General features: G+C 40.4%; 14 protein-coding genes, 1 tRNA gene and 2 rRNA genes. 15 read left to right on the forward strand and 2 right to left on the reverse strand.

What is annotated here, in order from left to right:
• The 7 genes from GWI97_RS07835 to GWI97_RS07865 all read left to right on the forward strand — a co-directional run.
• Nucleotides 1–1676: ribosomal RNA gene (locus GWI97_RS07835) — 23S ribosomal RNA — on the forward strand; the annotation flags it as partial.
• A gap of 116 nt (nucleotides 1677–1792) precedes the next feature.
• Nucleotides 1793–1908 (forward strand): 5S ribosomal RNA (gene rrf, locus GWI97_RS07840).
• A 51-nt stretch (nucleotides 1909–1959) separates the two neighbouring features.
• A tRNA-Asp gene (locus tag GWI97_RS07845) sits at nucleotides 1960–2036 on the forward strand.
• Between the two features lie 217 nt (nucleotides 2037–2253).
• Nucleotides 2254–3039, forward strand: a complete 786-nt coding sequence (locus tag GWI97_RS07850) for an endonuclease/exonuclease/phosphatase family protein (protein ID WP_036934818.1) — start codon at nucleotides 2254–2256, stop codon at nucleotides 3037–3039.
• A 184-nt stretch (nucleotides 3040–3223) separates the two neighbouring features.
• Nucleotides 3224–4417, forward strand: a complete 1194-nt coding sequence (locus tag GWI97_RS07855; protein WP_036934816.1) for an NAD(P)/FAD-dependent oxidoreductase — start codon at nucleotides 3224–3226, stop codon at nucleotides 4415–4417.
• A gap of 11 nt (nucleotides 4418–4428) precedes the next feature.
• A complete protein-coding gene (locus GWI97_RS07860) occupies nucleotides 4429–4827 on the forward strand; it encodes a hypothetical protein (protein ID WP_036934814.1) in 399 nt (132 codons plus the stop codon).
• A gap of 19 nt (nucleotides 4828–4846) precedes the next feature.
• Nucleotides 4847–6028 carry a methionine gamma-lyase gene (locus GWI97_RS07865; protein WP_036934812.1) on the forward strand — a complete coding sequence of 394 codons (1182 nt, stop codon included), beginning with the start codon at nucleotides 4847–4849 and terminating at the stop codon, nucleotides 6026–6028.
• An 88-nt stretch (nucleotides 6029–6116) separates the two neighbouring features.
• Here GWI97_RS07865 and GWI97_RS07870 read toward each other — a convergent pair whose 3' ends face one another.
• Nucleotides 6117–7484 carry an amino acid permease gene (locus GWI97_RS07870; RefSeq protein ID WP_036934811.1) on the reverse strand — a complete coding sequence of 456 codons (1368 nt, stop codon included), beginning with the start codon at nucleotides 7482–7484 and terminating at the stop codon, nucleotides 6117–6119.
• Between the two features lie 166 nt (nucleotides 7485–7650).
• Here GWI97_RS07870 and queE point away from each other — a divergent pair, with 166 nt between their 5' ends.
• Entirely contained in the window at nucleotides 7651–8322 is a 672-nt protein-coding gene (gene queE, locus GWI97_RS07875) for a 7-carboxy-7-deazaguanine synthase QueE (RefSeq protein ID WP_036934809.1), read from the forward strand.
• A 79-nt stretch (nucleotides 8323–8401) separates the two neighbouring features.
• Here queE and queD read toward each other — a convergent pair whose 3' ends face one another.
• The gene (gene queD, locus GWI97_RS07880; RefSeq protein WP_087803050.1) at nucleotides 8402–8767 is read right to left on the reverse strand and encodes a 6-carboxytetrahydropterin synthase QueD; all 366 of its coding nucleotides are present in this window, start codon (nucleotides 8765–8767) and stop codon (nucleotides 8402–8404) included.
• Nucleotides 8768–9065: 298 nt separating this feature from the next.
• Between queD and cysJ the strand changes: the two genes are divergently transcribed.
• From cysJ to cysC, 7 genes are all read left to right on the forward strand, one after another.
• Nucleotides 9066–10877 carry an NADPH-dependent assimilatory sulfite reductase flavoprotein subunit gene (gene cysJ / locus GWI97_RS07885; protein ID WP_036934805.1) on the forward strand — a complete coding sequence of 604 codons (1812 nt, stop codon included), beginning with the start codon at nucleotides 9066–9068 and terminating at the stop codon, nucleotides 10875–10877.
• On the forward strand, nucleotides 10878–12608 hold the full coding sequence (cysI, locus tag GWI97_RS07890; RefSeq protein ID WP_036934803.1) for an assimilatory sulfite reductase (NADPH) hemoprotein subunit: 1731 nt from the start codon (nucleotides 10878–10880) through the stop codon (nucleotides 12606–12608).
• Nucleotides 12605–13336, forward strand: a complete 732-nt coding sequence (locus GWI97_RS07895) for a phosphoadenylyl-sulfate reductase (protein WP_123822370.1) — start codon at nucleotides 12605–12607, stop codon at nucleotides 13334–13336. The genes cysI and GWI97_RS07895 overlap by 4 nt, the downstream gene beginning before the upstream one ends.
• Nucleotides 13337–13541: 205 nt before the next feature.
• Nucleotides 13542–14966: a siroheme synthase CysG gene (cysG, locus tag GWI97_RS07900; protein ID WP_036934799.1), complete on the forward strand. Its 1425-nt coding sequence runs from the start codon at nucleotides 13542–13544 to the stop codon at nucleotides 14964–14966.
• 11 nt (nucleotides 14967–14977) lie between these two features.
• On the forward strand, nucleotides 14978–15886 hold the full coding sequence (gene cysD / locus GWI97_RS07905; RefSeq protein ID WP_036934798.1) for a sulfate adenylyltransferase subunit CysD: 909 nt from the start codon (nucleotides 14978–14980) through the stop codon (nucleotides 15884–15886).
• An 11-nt stretch (nucleotides 15887–15897) separates the two neighbouring features.
• The gene (gene cysN / locus GWI97_RS07910; RefSeq protein ID WP_036934797.1) at nucleotides 15898–17349 is read left to right on the forward strand and encodes a sulfate adenylyltransferase subunit CysN; all 1452 of its coding nucleotides are present in this window, start codon (nucleotides 15898–15900) and stop codon (nucleotides 17347–17349) included.
• Nucleotides 17350–17351: 2 nt separating this feature from the next.
• Nucleotides 17352–17957: an adenylyl-sulfate kinase gene (gene cysC, locus GWI97_RS07915; RefSeq protein ID WP_052038449.1), complete on the forward strand. Its 606-nt coding sequence runs from the start codon at nucleotides 17352–17354 to the stop codon at nucleotides 17955–17957.
• Nucleotides 17958–17967: the final 10 nt, after the last annotated feature.

Consider the following 17967-nt stretch of genomic DNA (forward strand, 5'->3'; position numbering starts at 1 on the left):
ATGCTGGAGGTATCAGAAGTGCGAATGCTGACATAAGTAACGATAATGCGGGTGAAAAACCCGCACGCCGGAAGACCAAGGGTTCCTGTCCAACGTTAATCGGGGCAGGGTGAGTCGACCCCTAAGGCGAGGCTGAAAAGCGTAGTCGATGGGAAACGGGTTAATATTCCCGTACTGGTGGTAACTGCGATGGGGGAACGGAGAAGGCTAGGTTGTCCGGGCGACGGTCGTCCCGGTTCAAGCATGTAGGCAGAGTGATTAGGCAAATCCGGTCACTTAATGCTGAGGTGTGATGACGAGCCACTAAGGTGGTGAAGCAATTGATGCCCTGCTTCCAGGAAAAGCCTCTAAGCTTCAGGTTACCAACAATCGTACCCCAAACCGACACAGGTGGTCAGGTAGAGAATACTCAGGCGCTTGAGAGAACTCGGGTGAAGGAACTAGGCAAAATGGTGCCGTAACTTCGGGAGAAGGCACGCTGGCGGTAAGTGAAGTCCCTTGCGGACGGAGCCGAAGCCAGTCGAAGATACCAGCTGGCTGCAACTGTTTATTAAAAACACAGCACTGTGCAAACACGAAAGTGGACGTATACGGTGTGACGCCTGCCCGGTGCTGGAAGGTTAATTGATGGGGTTATCCTTAGGGAGAAGCTCTTGATCGAAGCCCCAGTAAACGGCGGCCGTAACTATAACGGTCCTAAGGTAGCGAAATTCCTTGTCGGGTAAGTTCCGACCTGCACGAATGGCGTAATGATGGCCAGGCTGTCTCCACCCGAGACTCAGTGAAATTGAACTCGCTGTGAAGATGCAGTGTACCCGCGGCAAGACGGAAAGACCCCGTGAACCTTTACTATAGCTTGACACTGAACATTGAGCCTTGATGTGTAGGATAGGTGGGAGACTATGAAGTGTGGACGCCAGTCTGCATGGAGTCAACCTTGAAATACCACCCTTTAACGTTTGATGTTCTAACCTAGGCCCGTAATCCGGGTCGGGGACCGTGTCTGGTGGGTAGTTTGACTGGGGCGGTCTCCTCCTAAAGAGTAACGGAGGAGCACGAAGGTTGGCTAAGCATGGTCGGACATCATGCGGTTAGTGCAAAGGCATAAGCCAGCTTGACTGTGAGAGTGACGGCTCGAGCAGGTACGAAAGTAGGTCTTAGTGATCCGGTGGTTCTGAATGGAAGGGCCATCGCTCAACGGATAAAAGGTACTCCGGGGATAACAGGCTGATACCGCCCAAGAGTTCATATCGACGGCGGTGTTTGGCACCTCGATGTCGGCTCATCACATCCTGGGGCTGAAGTAGGTCCCAAGGGTATGGCTGTTCGCCATTTAAAGTGGTACGCGAGCTGGGTTTAGAACGTCGTGAGACAGTTCGGTCCCTATCTGCCGTGGGCGTTGGAAGATTGAGAGGGGTTGCTCCTAGTACGAGAGGACCGGAGTGAACGCACCACTGGTGTTCGGGTTGTCATGCCAATGGCATTGCCCGGTAGCTAAGTGCGGAAGAGATAACCGCTGAAAGCATCTAAGCGGGAAACTTGCCTCGAGATGAGTCTTCCCTGTCACCTTGAGTGACCTAAAGGAACGTTTAAGACTAAGACGTTGATAGGCTGGGTGTGTAAGCGTAGCGATACGTTGAGCTAACCAGTACTAATGAACCGTGAGGCTTAACCTGACAACACCGAAGGTGTTTTGTCTGAGAGACGAAGAGTAGATAAAGTAGGCTTGTTTAAGATTGATATTACTGGCGACTGACCGAAAGGAAAGAAGCGGGTAATAAAACCGAATTTGCTTGGTGGCCATAGCGCAGCGGTCCCACCTGATCCCATGCCGAACTCAGAAGTGAAACGTTGTAGCGCCGATGGTAGTGTGGGGTCTCCCCATGTGAGAGTAGGGAACTGCCAGGCATTAAATTAAAGCATTAGTGTTGTAAAACATTAAGTGCGAAAAGAATACGCGGAGCGGTAGTTCAGTTGGTTAGAATACCTGCCTGTCACGCAGGGGGTCGCGGGTTCGAGTCCCGTCCGTTCCGCCAACTATAAGAAACCTAAGTCTAACGACTTAGGTTTTTTTTTGCTTAAAACTTAAGAATAAACATACATTAAATTACTAAAGTTAAGTAAAAATAACTATTTTATATAAAAATAATTGCTTTAGTTGATTATAGTATCCTTTTAAAAGATGAGGGTAAGGCTAGGCTTTGGTATACTTAAGTTATAGCAAGAAATCTTGCTGCTTATCTGAGGTTGTTAATGGCGAAGAAACCGACTTATTCAGTACGTTTTGTGGCAGGTCAACCTGTAGAAAGGATTGAACCCAGCCCGCCTTTAAGTGAAAGAAAGGACACGTTACCTATTGGAATGCCTCTTTACACAGAAGGCACGCTAAAAATTGCAGTTTGGAATATCTATAAACAGCAACGACCTAATTGGCGTAACATGCTGGAAACGTTATCAACAGATACGCATTTGCTTTTACTGCAAGAAGCTCAAACGACACCAGAACTTGTTCGTTTTGCTGGAACTCACCACTTAATTGCAGATCAAGTTCCAGCTTTAGCCTTTCAACAGCATCCAGCAGGTGTGATGACATTATCAAGTTCACATCCTATCTATTGTTGTCCTCTCCGAGAAAAAGAGCCTTTCCTACGTTTATCTAAATCGGCATTAATTACGGTATATCCGCTGATCACGGGTGATCATTTAATGGTGATTAATGTACATGCAATTAATTTTAGTTTTGGTGTTGATGTGTATCAGCGCCAATTAAGTAATTTATCTGTTCATATTATGCACCATAAAGGCCCCATCATTTTGGCTGGTGATTTTAATGCATGGAGTCGGCCTAGAGTGAATGTATTAAAACGTTTTGCGAGAAGATTAAGGCTTAAAGAGGTTATTTTTGATAATGATTGGCGTACTAAAGCGTTTGGTAAGCCTTTAGATTATATTTTTTATCGGGGTTTATCGTTGAATAAAGCTGAAGTTTTAATCACAGATGCATCTGATCATCATCCCTTAATTGCGACATTCTATTAATAGGTTATGATAACATTGGTAAATATTATATAAATAATATTTAAATATTTTAGGATTATATCTATCATTTATTAATATAATTATGTTTTCCTTAACTAATTTATCTGTTTAATCTATTTGTTATATTAACGCCTTTTACTATACTTTTTTTGTCTATCTAACATTACTAGATATAGGAAATAAAATGCCAACAAAAAATATAGTTATTATTGGCGGTGGTACCGGCGGAACGATTCTTGCTAATATCCTGGCTAAAAAATTAAATGACGAAATATTTTCAAATAAAATTAAAATAACACTTATTTCAGATAATCCTCATCATTATTACAAACCTGCATTTATGTATATTGCATTTAATATTTTTTTTAAAGAAGAGTTAATGCGTTCAGAAAGAAGTTTATTAAGACCCGAAATTGAATTTATTATTGATAAAGCGGAACGCTTCGACTTTAATAATAAAGTTATTTATTGTGGTTCTAAGAAAAAATATAATTATGATTTTTTAGTTTTAGCAACTGGCTGTGTTCCTAGTCCTCATCGAATTGAAGGTTTAAAAGAAGCTGGAAATCATTTTTATCAATATGAAGCTGCTAGATCACTTGCTGATAAACTTGCGACAATTGAAAAAGGGCGTGTATTTATTACGGTGAGTTTCCCTGAAACGCCGAATGTGCCTCATCAATGCGGTATTGCACCTATGGAAACAACCTTGATGCTTGATGAACTGTTACGTCAACGTCGAGTGAGAAATAATATTGAAATTGTTTACACCTATCCTACGGTCGCTCAACTTTTAAGAAACTGTTTATTTATGCAACAAGAAGTTTGTGAAGTCCTTCCGGCGGTATTTTCTGAGCGGGATATTAAGGCTAAACGTGGATTCACATTAAGCCATGTAGACCCTGATAAGAAGATAGCTTATTCAAAAGAAGGTGAAGCAGAACCGTTTGATATCCTTATGAGTACGCCACCAATTACTGCTGTTGAAGCTATTCGTAATACTGGGTTAAGTGAACATAAAAACGGAGAAGGTTGGTTACCCACTGATCCCGAAACATTACAAGTTTATGGATTAAATCAAGTTTATGTTCTTGGTGATACTGTTGATTTACCGATTAGTAAAGCCGGTGGTAGCTGTCATAACCAAGCGGGAGTGATTGCGAATAATATTTGTGGTGAACTTCGCTATGGTTATCCTGCTGCCATTTACGATGGTCGAGTACAAGCTGTTGCACAAATGGGGTTATCAGCTGGAATGCCATTACAATATGACTATAAGCATGACGTAATACCGACACCACCGACGAAGTTGGGTGGATTGCTACGTAATAGTTATAACCGAGGTTTATATTGGGCGACAGTCAGAGGATTATTATAGGGGATACAATAATGAGTGAAAATAATTTAAGCCCAGAAGATATTCAAATATTATCGGATGAAGATAAACAACATTTTCAACATTTATTAGAAAAAGCACGACCATTATTAGCATTAAAGCGTTTTGATAATATCATTGACTTATTATCCTTAATTTCAGACTCAATAGATATTATGGATAATGCAACAGTTGAAAAATTGTCGGTTGCCTTTGAAGAAACATTGATTCCAGCATGGGAGTTGAGTGCTGCTTATAATATGGCAAAAAAAGAATCTATTTACCAAGATAAAAAATATACTTTAGGTTCAACTTTCTCATTATTAAAAAACCCAGATACCCTTAAAGGGATTTCAATTATTTTAAGAACGGTTCAAATTATTGGGGAAAACAATCAAAGAATAGAAAGTTAATTAGTAATAAGGATATATAATGACGCAAGGTAATAAAAATTTTAATACTCAAGCAATACATTATGGTTATTCTCCGCTAGATTTTCAGGGGGCATTAGTGCCTCCTGTTTTTCAAACGTCTACTTTTGTTTTTCCGACGGCTCAATATGGCGCAGATTGCTTTGCAGGAAGGCAAAAAGGGCATTTTTATTCACGGATCTCAAATCCTACTTTAGATTTATTAGAAAAGCGATTAGCGCAATTAGAAAATGGTGAGGCTGCCGTTGTTTTTTCTTCAGGAATGGGGGCGATTACTTCAACTTGCTGGTCGTTGCTTCAGCCCGGTGATGAATTAATTGCTGATATGACACTTTATGGCTGTACTTTTTCTTTTTTCAATCATGGGCTTGCTAAATTTGGCATTAAAATAAAGCACGTTGATTTAACTAACCTTGAAAACTTAAAAGGAGCAATGACAGAGAAAACGAAATTAATTTTCTTTGAAACGCCCGCAAATCCTAATATGCGAGTTAGTGATATAACAAAAATATCAAAAATTGCGCATCAGCACAGTATTTTAGTGATGGTCGATAGTACTTATTGCTCGCCTTATTTACAAAAACCTTTAGAACTTGGCGCAGATATTGTTGTGCATTCCATGACCAAGTATTTATCAGGACATGGTGATGTAACTGCGGGGGCTATTATTACCAAATACGCCTTAGCAGATAAAATACGTGTTGAAGGTTTAAAGGATATGACAGGGGCTTGTTTGTCTCCTCACGATGCCTCGTTAATATTACGAGGCATAAAAACGTTAGGCATAAGAATGGAGCTAATCTGCCAAAATGCGCAACGTATCGCACAATACCTTGAAGAGCATCCTAAAGTTGAAACTATTCATTATCCTGGACTGGCTTCTTTCCCTCAATATGAGCTAGCCAAACGTCAAATGCGGTTAGCGGGAGGTATGATAGCTATTGAGTTAAAAGGAGGCATTAAAGGAGGCAGAGCGTTTCTCAATCGCTTAAATCTTTTTAGTCGAGCTGTGAGCTTAGGCGATTGCGAGTCTTTAGCTCAACATCCAGCAACAATGACCCATGCTACTTATAGTGCAGAAGAACGACAAAGGCATGGCATTAGTGATGGTTTAGTTCGTTTATCAATTGGTTTGGAAGATGTGGATGATTTAATTGCAGATCTAGAACAAGCACTGGCTTAGTCGCTATTATGTTATAAAGAAAAAGGCTGTGAAATTATCCACAGCCTTTATTATTCAACTCAAATATTGGTTAATTCAGAAATATGGTTTATTTCTGGTTCATTCTTGGTTTGATACCCACATAGTAGCCGATGGTTAAAATAGCCACCCAGATCATACCCACAACTAATGCCATTCTGGTTGATTCAAAATAGCCTAAAATTGCGATAACAAACGCCATAAAGATGATAGTCAGCGCTGGTGCAACAGGCCAAAATGGCACAGGGAATTTCAGTGTTTTTATTTCATCGGTGCTCATCTTACGACGCATAGCGACTTGAGAAAGTAAAATCATTAACCAAACCCAAACTGTTGCAAATGTCGCAATAGAAGCGATTAAAACGAAGATCTGTTCTGGGATAAGGTAATTAAGCACGACGCCAAGTAAGAGTACGACAGACATGACTAATACCGTCATCCAAGGCACACCATTACGAGTAAGTTTCATAAAGGATTTAGGTGCTTGCCCTTCTTGAGCCATACCGTACATCATACGACCAGCCCCAAAGATATCACTGTTGATGGCTGAGATTGCGGCAGTGATAACCACAAGGTTTAAGATATTTGCCGCTGAATTTATTCCAAGATTTGAGAAAATCTGTACAAATGGGCTACCGTTATGGCCAATTTGTTGCCAAGGGAAAATACACATTAGAATGAATATCGTTAGAACATAGAATAATAAGATACGAAACGGTACGGCATTGATAGCTTTAGGAATGGTTTTCTCAGGATCTTTAGCTTCACTGGCAGTAATACCAATCACTTCAATCCCACCAAACGCAAACATCACAATGGCAAGCGAAGCGATGACCCCTTCAATACCATTAGGCATAAAGCCACCAAACTCCCATAAGTTAGAGATCCCAATAGGATGTTCAGTTTGTTGGCCAAAGCCATACATCATAATGACAACACCACCAATGATCATTGCGATAATAGCGGTGACTTTAACGATAGAAAGCCAAAATTCCATTTCACCAAATATCTTCACATGGCAAAGGTTTAAAGCGCCAATAAAACAGACTATCCCTAAAACCCATATCCATTGATCAACATCTGGGAACCAGAGTTTCATATAAAAACCGAATGCCGTGACGTCTGCTAGACAAACAATCAGCATTTCAAAAACATAGTTCCAACCAGTTAAGAAGCCAGCTAAAGGCCCCATGTAATGGCTTGCATATTGTGAGAAAGAGCCTGCAACTGGATGATGAACGGCCATTTCACCTAATGCACGCATAACCATAAATACTGCTGCACCACCAATAAGGTAAGCAAGTAACACTGCGGGACCTGCTTTTTCAATCGCCGCAGCTGAACCATAAAATAAACCTGTACCGATTGCAGAGCCTAGCGCCATGAAACGAATGTGCCGCCCTGATAATCCTCGTGAAAGTTGATTCTCTTTTTGCATCTAAAGTATTCCCATCTCTGTCCAACGGAGGAACTCTATCCTCTTTTTCAGTGTCTTCGCGCACGTTAGCTATTCAAAACAAACCATGTACCTTATCATAAAGCCTCTTACGGTGAGATAGTTATCTGTAATAATCATCAGCATTCATTGGATATCAGAGTTTCTTATGCAATACCCCATTAATGAAGTGTTTCAAACCTTACAGGGTGAAGGTGTTTTTACTGGCGTTCCTGCGCTTTTTGTTCGATTACAAGGTTGCCCAGTCGGCTGTAGTTGGTGTGATACGAAGCATACTTGGGAAAAAAAGGATGAAAAAAAAGTTCCTCTTGGTGATATCCCAATTAAAACGCAAGAAAGCGATACATGGGGCGAAGCCAGTGCTACTGAAATTTTATCACTTTTTCAGCAACAAGGTTATAGTGCAAAACATATTGTTATTACAGGTGGCGAGCCTTGCTTATATGATTTGCGTCCTTTAACTGAAAGACTAGAGCAAGCGGGTTTTGTTTGCCAAATAGAAACCAGTGGTACTCACGATATTCTATGTAGTGAGAAAACGTGGGTGACACTTTCCCCCAAAGTAGGTATGCGAGGCGGATTTCGTGTTTTACCGAATGCCATCAATCGGGCAAATGAGATAAAACACCCAGTAGGACGTGAAAAAGATATTGAAGTATTGGATGCCTTACTGACTTTACGCACTCAACAGCCAGCCCCAGTTATTGCTTTGCAACCCATTAGTTGTAAAGAGAGTGCAACCACATTATGTATTAAAACCTGTATTGAACGTAATTGGCGTTTCTCAATGCAAACGCATAAATATTTAAATATTGCGTGATCACATCGTTATTATGAAAAAAATCAGCCAATAATAGGCTGATTTTTTTAGGTGATAAGGGGGGAATGTTAATACCGATCTATTCACCGCGATAAATACATCCTGCTGTACACGTCTCTTTAACCATTACTGCCGATAACAACGGTAGTGTTGGCTTGACTTGTTGCCAAATCCATTTTGCGAGCACTTCGCTTGTCGGATTTTCAAGACCTTCAATTTCATTAAGATAGTAGTGATCAAGACGTTCAAGAGTAGGTTTAAATGCGGCTTTAACATCAGCAAAATCAATAAGCCAACCTGAATGAGGATCAATTTCACCTGTTAGTTCTAATCTAACAAGAAAAGAGTGTCCATGAAGGCGTCCACATTTGTGGCCTTCTGGAACATGTGGTAAGTGGTGGGCAGCTTCAAACTGAAAATCTTTAAAGATGGTGGTTGTCATCAAAACTCTCTTGACTTAATTAGTAAAAAAAAGACACAAATAGTACGAAGTCTATCAGTGTAGCTGATTTAGCTAATCACGCCTAATCTCCCTTAATCTTAATGGCTTGTTATGTTCCTTTTTGCTTATTAATTATATTGGTAAAGGAAACCGATAAATAAATTTAGCATTTAAGGTTATTAGATAGAGCCAACAGGTCTTTAATTCACCTTCTAGTCGTGGGATACCCTCTCAATATTAGAAATATTATCAAAGAACAATAAAGCACAGATAAGCGCTTTACTTTTTTAAGGCAGAATAAATGAGCAACCAACCTCCATTATTATCAATGCTTCCATTAACGCTGGAGCAATTGAATAAATTACAGGACGCAACAAAAGATCTCTCAACAGCGCAAATCGCGTGGTTATCAGGGTATTTATGGGGGCAATTGGATCATGCTACCGTACCCGCGCCAACAACGGTTGTTTCACCACAAGTGCCAGAGCAAGAGACAATAACATTAATCTCTGCTTCTCAGACGGGTAATGCACGCCATCTAGCAGAACAATTGCGAGATAACTTAGTTGCCCATAAATTGAATGTTGAGTTGCACTCTGCCAGTGAATATAAATTTAAGCAGATCCATAAAGCGACAACTTTAATTATTGTTGCCTCCACACAAGGTGAGGGTGAGCCTCCAGAAGAAGCGATCGCTTTTTATAAATATCTGCACTCTAAAAAAGCGTCTGAAATGAAGGAAACGTCTTATGCGGTATTGAGCTTAGGTGATTCTTCGTATGAGCATTTTTGCAAAGCAGGTAAAGATTTTGATGAGCGCATTGCCCAACTTGGCGCAACACGTTTATTGCCTCGGGTTGATGCTGATGTTGAATATCAAGCTGTTGCAGAGAAATGGATAAAGCAGATTACAGAGATTTTAAAAGCAAGGATCCCGACACAAAGTACGCAAGTATTACAACAAACACAATCGGGGACGACTGATACGATTGATGCTTCTCTTTACCATCGTGATGCTCCTTTTAGCGCCACATTACTCACTAATCAAAAAATTACGGGCAGAAATTCAGATAGAGATATTCGTCATATTGAAATCAGTCTTAAAGGTTCTGATTTGCATTATGAGCCTGGTGATGCGTTGGGCATTTGGTTTAATAATTCGCCTGAAAAAGTCGATGAACTTATTGCGTTATTGTGGCTAAGAGGGGATGAAACTGTCACGTTAAAATCTCAAACATTTACCTTAAAAGACGCCTTATTGCATCATTGTGAGCTGACTCAAAATAGCGCACCTATCGTCAAAGCCTATGCGCAACTGACGCGCCATGAAGATTTATTGTCACTGATTGCGGATAAAACAAAGCTTCAGCAATATGCACAAAAACACCCTATCAATGAAATGGTTCGCCAATATTGTGCTCAACCAACGGCACAAGACTTTGTGGATATTTTACGTCCATTAACACCTCGCCTTTATTCTATCGCTTCATCACAACAGGAAGTGGAAGACGAAGTACACCTTACGTTGGGTGTTGTGCGTTATGACGTAAATTCGCATGTTTATACTGGAGGCGCTTCTGGCTTTTTAGCTGACCGCTTAAAAGAAGGCGATACCGTCAATGTCTTTATCGAAAAGAATGTGCATTTTCGGTTACCCAACAATAACGATGCTCCCGTGATTATGATTGGCCCAGGTACAGGTATTGCGCCTTTTAGAGGCTTTATGCAACAGCGCGAAAATGACGGTGCAACAGGCAAAAACTGGTTATTTTTCGGTAACCCTCATTTTGTTGAAGATTTTCTCTATCAAGTGGAATGGCAACGTTATGTCAAAATCGGCCTGTTAACTCATATCGATTTAGCATGGTCACGAGATCAAGCACATAAAATTTATGTGCAAGATAAATTACGTGAACGTGGTAGTGAGATTTGGCAATGGTTACAACAAGGCGCTTATCTTTATGTCTGTGGTGATGCATCACATATGGCAAAAGATGTTGAGCAGGCGTTGTTAGATATTGTGATGGAGTATGGCAATAAAAATAGTGAAGAAGCAGAAGAATATTTAAGTGAGCTACGTCTAGAACGGCGTTATCAGAGGGATGTCTATTAAATGAAATTACATACTCAAGCGCCCTTAGTGGTTGAAGGGAAACTATCTGATAGTGAACGCATGAAAAAAGAGAGTCATTTTTTACGTGGCACTATTACAGAAGACTTACAAAATGGTTTAACAGGGGGCTTTGAAGGCGATAATTTTCTACTGATCCGCTTTCATGGCATGTATCAGCAAGACGACAGAGATATTCGTGCTGAGCGTGCTCAGCAAATGTTAGAACCTCGTCATGCGATGATGTTACGTTGTCGTTTACCTGGTGGCATTATCTCCCCTAAACAGTGGCTTAGCATTGATCAGTTTGCGACAGAAAATACGCTTTATGGCAGTATTCGAATTACTAATCGCCAAACTTTTCAATTTCATGGCATCTTAAAGGGCAATGTAAAACCTGCTCATCAAATGTTAGCTGCCACAGGGCTTGATTCTCTGGCAACCGCGAATGATGTTAATCGTAATGTCTTATGTACTTCAAACCCAGTGCAATCTTCATTGCATCAAGAAGCGTATGAGTGGGCAAAAAAAATATCAGAGCATTTATTACCTCGCACTCATGCATATGCTGAAATTTGGTTAGATAAAGAAAAGATAGCGACGACTGATGAAGAGCCTATTTTAGGGGAAACCTATTTGCCTCGAAAATTTAAAACTTCAGTGGTGATCCCGCCTCATAATGATGTTGATCTTCATGCAAATGATATGAATTTTATTGCAATTGCTGAAAATGGACGCCTTATTGGGTTTAATGTGCTGGTCGGGGGCGGTCTTGCGATGACACATGGCGATAAGAATACCTTTCCTCGCTTAGCCAGTGAATTTGGTTATATTCCTATTGAGAAAACACTAGCAATTGCAGAAGCCATTGTAACGACTCAACGTGATTGGGGAAATCGCACTGAGCGTAAAAATGCAAAAACGAAATACACATTAGAACGTGTGGGGATCGAGACATTTAAAAAGGAAGTTGAACGTCGTTCAGGCGTGATTTTTGATGCTATTCGACCTTATGAATTTACGCATCGAGGCGATCAAATGGGGTGGCTAAAAGGTGTTGATGATAAATGGCATCTTACTTTATTTATTGAAAGTGGCCGATTAATTGATAAACCTGATGCTCAGTTAAAAACTGGTGTGGCTGAAATTGCTAAAATTCATCAAGGTGATTTTCGCCTTACTGCCAATCAAAATTTAATTGTGGCAGGTGTACCTGAAAGTGAGAAAGCAAGTATTGAAGCTATTGCTCGCCAATATGGATTGATTGATGACAGGGTGACTCCACTGCGTGAACATGCGATGGCCTGTGTTTCGTTTCCAACTTGCCCATTAGCGATGGCTGAAGCTGAGCGCTTTTTACCTTCATTCACGGATACACTTGATCGTTTGATGACAAAACATGGTGTGAGTGATGAGCATATTGTTGTTCGTGTAACAGGATGCCCGAATGGCTGTGGCAGAGCTATGTTGGCAGAAGTTGGGCTGGTGGGAAAAGCCCCCGATCGTTATAACTTACATTTAGGCGGTAATCGTATAGGTACACGTATACCTAGAATGTATCGTGAAAATATTACCTCGCAAGAAATTATAGCAATACTTGATTCATTGATTGGTGAATGGGCTATTTCTCGCCATAACAATGAAGGATTTGGTGATTTCCTTATCCGTACGGATGTTGTTAAACCTGTACTTAATTCTGCCGTGGATTTTTATGAAGTGCAGGAGGCTGTATGAGTCTATTTCACCTTGATCAACTAAGGCTATTATCGATAGAAGAACAACAGCAAGCGTTAACTGAAATTAATCAACAACTTGAGCAACTCAGTGCTATTGAACGTGTTACTTGGGCTTTAGCTCATTTGCCTAAAGCTTATGTATTAAGCTCTAGTTTTGGTATTCAAGCGGCAGTCTGTTTGCATTTGATTACTCGGCAATATCCTGATATTCCAGTGATTTTGACCGATACAGGTTATTTGTTTCCTGAAACCTATCAATTTATTGATACGTTGACTCAGCAGTTACAACTTAACTTACATATCTATCGAGCTGAAATATCTTCATCTTGGCAAGAAGCGCGCTATGGCAAACTTTGGTTAGAAGGCATTGATGGTATTGAACGTTATAACCAGATAAACAAAGTAGAGCCGATGGAAAGGGCGTTAAAAGCATTACAGGCTCAAACATGGTTTGCAGGTCTTCGCCGACAACAATCTAAAAGCCGTGAGCATTTGCCAGTGCTTTCAATCGCAAAAGGGATCTTTAAGTTTTTACCAATAGTAGATTGGGATAATAAGCAGGTTTATCAATATCTTAAAGAGAACGGTTTACCTTATCACCCTTTATGGGAGCAAGGTTATCTCTCTGTAGGTGATACTCATACAACCCGAAAATGGGAAGAAGGTATGAGTGAAGAAGAGACTCGCTTTTTTGGCTTAAAACGTGAGTGTGGGTTACACGAATAACGTCATTATTTATCAATAAAATAGTTAGGGTAATAGTTCAATCTATTGCCCTATTTGTCGTTTTAAAAAAAATAACCCATTGAAATTGTTTTATTTTTCCTTATTCCTTTCTGTTCCATTACATAGCTTTTTGTCATTTCATAACCTCTAAAGCACCTTTTATAGTCGTTAGTTATAAAGTGAACAATGAAGAAGAGATACGTGTATGGATTACCTACCCTTATTTGTTGAATTAAAAGAACGCCCGGTGTTATTGGTGGGTGGTGGTCATGTTGCTGCGCGTAAAGCTTTGCTGTTATTAAGAGCAGGTGCTCGTTTAAGAGTGATAGCACCTCAGTTGTGTGATGAATTACATCTTGCTTATCAGCAAGACAAAATTGAATGGGTGTCAGCAAAATATCAATCTGAGCATCTATTAGGAATGATGCTGGTTATTGTGGCTACGGATGACAGTGTGCTTAATCAGCAAGTTTATCTTGATGCACAAGCACGACATATTTTTGTTAATGTCGTGGATTCACAACCTCAATGCTCATTTATTTTTCCTGCCATTATCGATAGAAATCCTATTTTGATTGCCATTTCATCGGCAGGAAAAGCACCTGTTTTAGTGCGAATGATCCGTGAAAAGTTAGAAGCCTTATTGCCAAGTTCATTAGGCGCAATGGCGACAATAGCAGGAAAATGGCGCAACAAAGTGAAACAGCACTTAGAGACTTTTCAAGCTCGTTGTCGTTTTTGGGAGCAAGCTTTCAGCGGTAAATTTGCTTCTTTAGTAGCAAGCGATCAATTAGCACAAGCAGAAGCCTTGCTTGAACAACAATTGAAACAAAAAGAGAGCCAACAAGGCGAACTTGCATTGGTTGGGGCTGGCCCCGGTGATGCAGGGTTATTAACACTGCGCGGTTTACAGGTTATTCAACAAGCTGAAGTTGTGCTCTACGACAGTTTAGTGAGTCCAGAGGTTTTAGAGCTTGTACGACGCGATGCTGACACTATTTGTGTGGGCAAAAGAGCGGGACATCACAGTGTTTCTCAAGAGGAAACAAATGCACTGATTGTGAAATATGCGCAATTAGGTAAACGTGTTGTTCGATTAAAAGGGGGAGATCCCTTTATTTTTGGGCGTGGTGGTGAAGAAATTGAAGTTGCTATCACGCATGGGATCTCTTTTCAAGTTGTACCGGGGATCACTGCAGCGAGCGGAGCGAGTGCCTATGCAGGGATCCCGTTAACCCACCGACAATATGCTCAAAGTGTCACCTTTATGACAGGGCATTGTAAAACGGATGGGAATGAACCGGATTGGGCATCGTTAGCGCAAGCTAATCACACTCTCGCTATTTATATGGGGACAGCAAAAGCAGAGCTTATTAGCCAGCGTTTAATCAAACTCGGACGTTCTCCATTAACGCCTATCGCGGTGATTAGTTGTGGCACTCGTCGTGATCAGCAAGTCTTCACGGGAAACCTAACACAATTAGCGCAGTTAGCTGAAAAAGCACCGACTCCCGCTTTATTAATTGTGGGAGAAGTCGCTGCACTACATCACCAACTTGCGTGGTTTGGTGATAGATATGCTTATCAATCCTTACCGTCACTCCATTCACCTTTGGTTCATTTTGCCTAAACGAGGTTGTTATGAATGAAACACAGTTAACGCATCTTCAGCAATTAGAAGCAGAAAGTATTTATATCCTGCGTGAAGTTGTCGCTGAATTTGCAAATCCCGTCATGCTTTATTCAATAGGCAAAGATTCCTCGGTGATGTTGCATTTAGCACGTAAGGCATTTTATCCCGCTAAATTACCGTTTCCATTATTGCATGTTGATACTGGTTGGAAATTTCGAGAAATGTATGAATTTCGAGATAAAACAGCTAAAGAATATGGGTTTGATCTTAAGGTTTATCGTAATCCACAAGGTGCAGAGCTTGGAATTAACCCGTTTATTCATGGTAGTGCAAAACATACGGATATCATGAAAACAGAAGGGTTAAAGCAAGCTTTAGACAAATATGGTTTTGATGCGGCATTTGGTGGCGCTCGCCGTGATGAAGAAAAGTCACGAGCCAAAGAACGTATTTATTCGTTTAGAGATAGATCTCATCGTTGGGATCCGAAAAATCAACGGCCTGAATTATGGAAAAACTATAACGGTCAAATTAATAAAGGTGAAAGCATTCGAGTATTTCCATTATCTAATTGGACTGAACTCGATATTTGGCAATATATCTATTTAGAAAATATCGATATTGTTCCTCTCTATTTTGCAAAAAATAGGCCTGTTATTGAACGTGATGGCACATTAATTATGGTTGATGATGACAGAATTGATCTTAAATCAGGAGAAGTTATCACTCAGCAACAGGTCCGATTTAGAACCCTAGGATGCTGGCCATTAACAGGAGCTATTCCCTCACAAGCAGAAACGCTACCCGCCATTATTGAGGAAATGCTGATTTCCACCAGCAGTGAACGACAAGGGCGTTTAATCGATAGTGATCAGTCCGCATCAATGGAACTGAAAAAACGCCAAGGTTACTTTTAATTGGAGGATATATGGGACTTGCAGCTGTGAAAACCAATCAACTTATTGCGGGTGAAATTGCACATTTGGGTGGGGTGGAAAGCTATCTTAAAATGCAACAACACAAAGGGTTATTACGATTTTTAACCTGTGGTGACGTTGATGATGGCAAAAGTACATTAATAGGACGTTTGCTTCATGATACAAGGCAGATCTACGAAGATCAGCTTTCTACATTACAAACTGAAAGTAAAAAAATTGGCACGCAAGGTGAAAAGCTTGATCTTGCTTTGCTGGTGGATGGATTAGCTGCGGAAAGGGAGCAAGGGATCACTATTGATGTTGCTTACCGTTATTTTTCAACGGCAAAACGCAAGTTTATTATTGCTGATACACCCGGACATGCACAATATACCCGTAATATGGCAACAGGTGCATCAACAAGTACACTTTCTATTCTGCTGATCGATGTTCGAAAAGGCGTACAAGAGCAAACGCGACGTCACAGTTTTATCAGCACCTTGTTAGGGATACGTCATCTGATTGTAGCGATTAATAAAATGGATCTTGTTGATCACCAGCAAGCTGTTTTTAATTCGATCCAACAAGATTATCTTAAATTTGCCGATCAACTACCTGCTGATCTAACCATTGAATTTGTTCCCATTTCTGCACTTGAGGGTGACAATGTTGTTTCACCTTCCTTGAATATGCCTTGGTATCAAGGAAAAACCTTGCTGTCACTTTTGGAAGATGCGCCAGTCAAATTAGGTTCATCTACGCAATTATTGCGTTTTCCTGTGCAATATGTAAATCGCCCAGATCTAGATTTTAGAGGATACAGTGGCACAATTTCTTCTGGTGTTCTTTACCAAGGGCAACAAATAAAAGTATTACCTTCAGGGCAATGTTCTACTATCAAGCGTATTGTTACTTTTGATGGTGATTTAACACAAGCGAGTGCTGGACAAGCAATTACACTTGTTTTAACGGATGAAATTGATATTAGTCGTGGTGATATCATCGTTGATAATAACGATACAACAGCCAATATTAGCACTCATGCATTGATGGATGTGGTGTGGATGTCAGAGCAATCTTTAGTACAAGGGCACATACTTGATATCAAAATTGCAGGCAAAAAGAGTCGAGCAAAAATAGAGAATATTCATTATCAAGTAGATGTGAATAAGCTTACCCAACAAGTGACAGATAACTTAAGTTTAAATGCAATTGGTCGTGTTGAAGTTTCATTTGAAGAGCCATTAGTGCTTGATAATTATCAAGAAAATGCCGATATGGGCGGACTTATTTTTATTGATAGGTTAAGCAATGTCACGGTAGGCGCTGGGCTTATCCGAGAAACTCGAAACGCTCCGACGCACACGACTACGCAATATGATGTTTTTGAAGTTGAACTTAATCAGCTTATCCGTCGTCATTTTCCTCATTGGGGAGCAAGAGATCTTCTTGGAGGAAAATAAAGATGATAAGCGAAGATATTGTCTGGCATTCTCATACAATTGGATTAAACGATCGTGAATCACAGCAAGCACACAAAGGATGTGTGCTTTGGTTTACTGGGCTATCAGGATCAGGTAAATCCACGCTTGCTGATGCATTAGAGCAAGCACTTTATCAACACTCTGATTCGCCAATTCGCACCTATTTATTAGATGGTGATAATTTACGTCATGGATTATGCTGTGATCTTGGGTTTAGCGAAGAAGATCGGCATGAAAACATCCGCCGTGTTGGTGAAGTGGCTAAATTAATGGTAGATGCCGGGCTGATTGTTTTAACTGCATTTATCTCTCCTTATCGAGAAGACAGACAAAAAGTTAGAGGACGCTTTGAGCAAGGTCGATTTATTGAAATCTTCGTTGATACTCCACTTCATATTTGCGAAGCTCGGGATCCTAAAGGGCTTTATCAAAAAGCAAGACGCGGTGAAATAAAGCAGTTTTCAGGTATAGATTCGCCTTATGAACAGCCTATTGAACCTGAATTACATTTAGACGGCACACGCCCTATCAATATTCTTATTCAGCATATCCTTACCTATCTACAGCAAAATCATATCTACCGTTAATTTTAAAGTG

It is taken from the genome of Proteus sp. G2300, assembly GCF_009915965.1.
Lineage (GTDB): Bacteria > Pseudomonadota > Gammaproteobacteria > Enterobacterales > Enterobacteriaceae > Proteus > Proteus vulgaris.

What these genes read in the sequence shown, in the direction of transcription:
- GWI97_RS07895 (WP_123822370.1), top strand. Translation starts at nt 12,605, where the DNA reads ATGAGTCTATTTCACCTTGATCAACTAAGGCTATTATCGATAGAAGAA.
- cysJ (WP_036934805.1), top strand. Translation starts at nt 9,066, where the DNA reads ATGAGCAACCAACCTCCATTATTATCAATGCTTCCATTAACGCTGGAG.
- GWI97_RS07865 (WP_036934812.1), top strand. Translation starts at nt 4,847, where the DNA reads ATGACGCAAGGTAATAAAAATTTTAATACTCAAGCAATACATTATGGT.
- cysC (WP_052038449.1), top strand. Translation starts at nt 17,352, where the DNA reads ATGATAAGCGAAGATATTGTCTGGCATTCTCATACAATTGGATTAAAC.
- cysN (WP_036934797.1), top strand. Translation starts at nt 15,898, where the DNA reads ATGGGACTTGCAGCTGTGAAAACCAATCAACTTATTGCGGGTGAAATT.
- queE (WP_036934809.1), top strand. Translation starts at nt 7,651, where the DNA reads ATGCAATACCCCATTAATGAAGTGTTTCAAACCTTACAGGGTGAAGGT.
- GWI97_RS07860 (WP_036934814.1), top strand. Translation starts at nt 4,429, where the DNA reads ATGAGTGAAAATAATTTAAGCCCAGAAGATATTCAAATATTATCGGAT.
- cysI (WP_036934803.1), top strand. Translation starts at nt 10,878, where the DNA reads ATGAAATTACATACTCAAGCGCCCTTAGTGGTTGAAGGGAAACTATCT.
- GWI97_RS07850 (WP_036934818.1), top strand. Translation starts at nt 2,254, where the DNA reads ATGGCGAAGAAACCGACTTATTCAGTACGTTTTGTGGCAGGTCAACCT.
- GWI97_RS07855 (WP_036934816.1), top strand. Translation starts at nt 3,224, where the DNA reads ATGCCAACAAAAAATATAGTTATTATTGGCGGTGGTACCGGCGGAACG.
- cysG (WP_036934799.1), top strand. Translation starts at nt 13,542, where the DNA reads ATGGATTACCTACCCTTATTTGTTGAATTAAAAGAACGCCCGGTGTTA.
- GWI97_RS07870 (WP_036934811.1), bottom strand. Translation starts at nt 7,484, where the DNA reads ATGCAAAAAGAGAATCAACTTTCACGAGGATTATCAGGGCGGCACATT.
- cysD (WP_036934798.1), top strand. Translation starts at nt 14,978, where the DNA reads ATGAATGAAACACAGTTAACGCATCTTCAGCAATTAGAAGCAGAAAGT.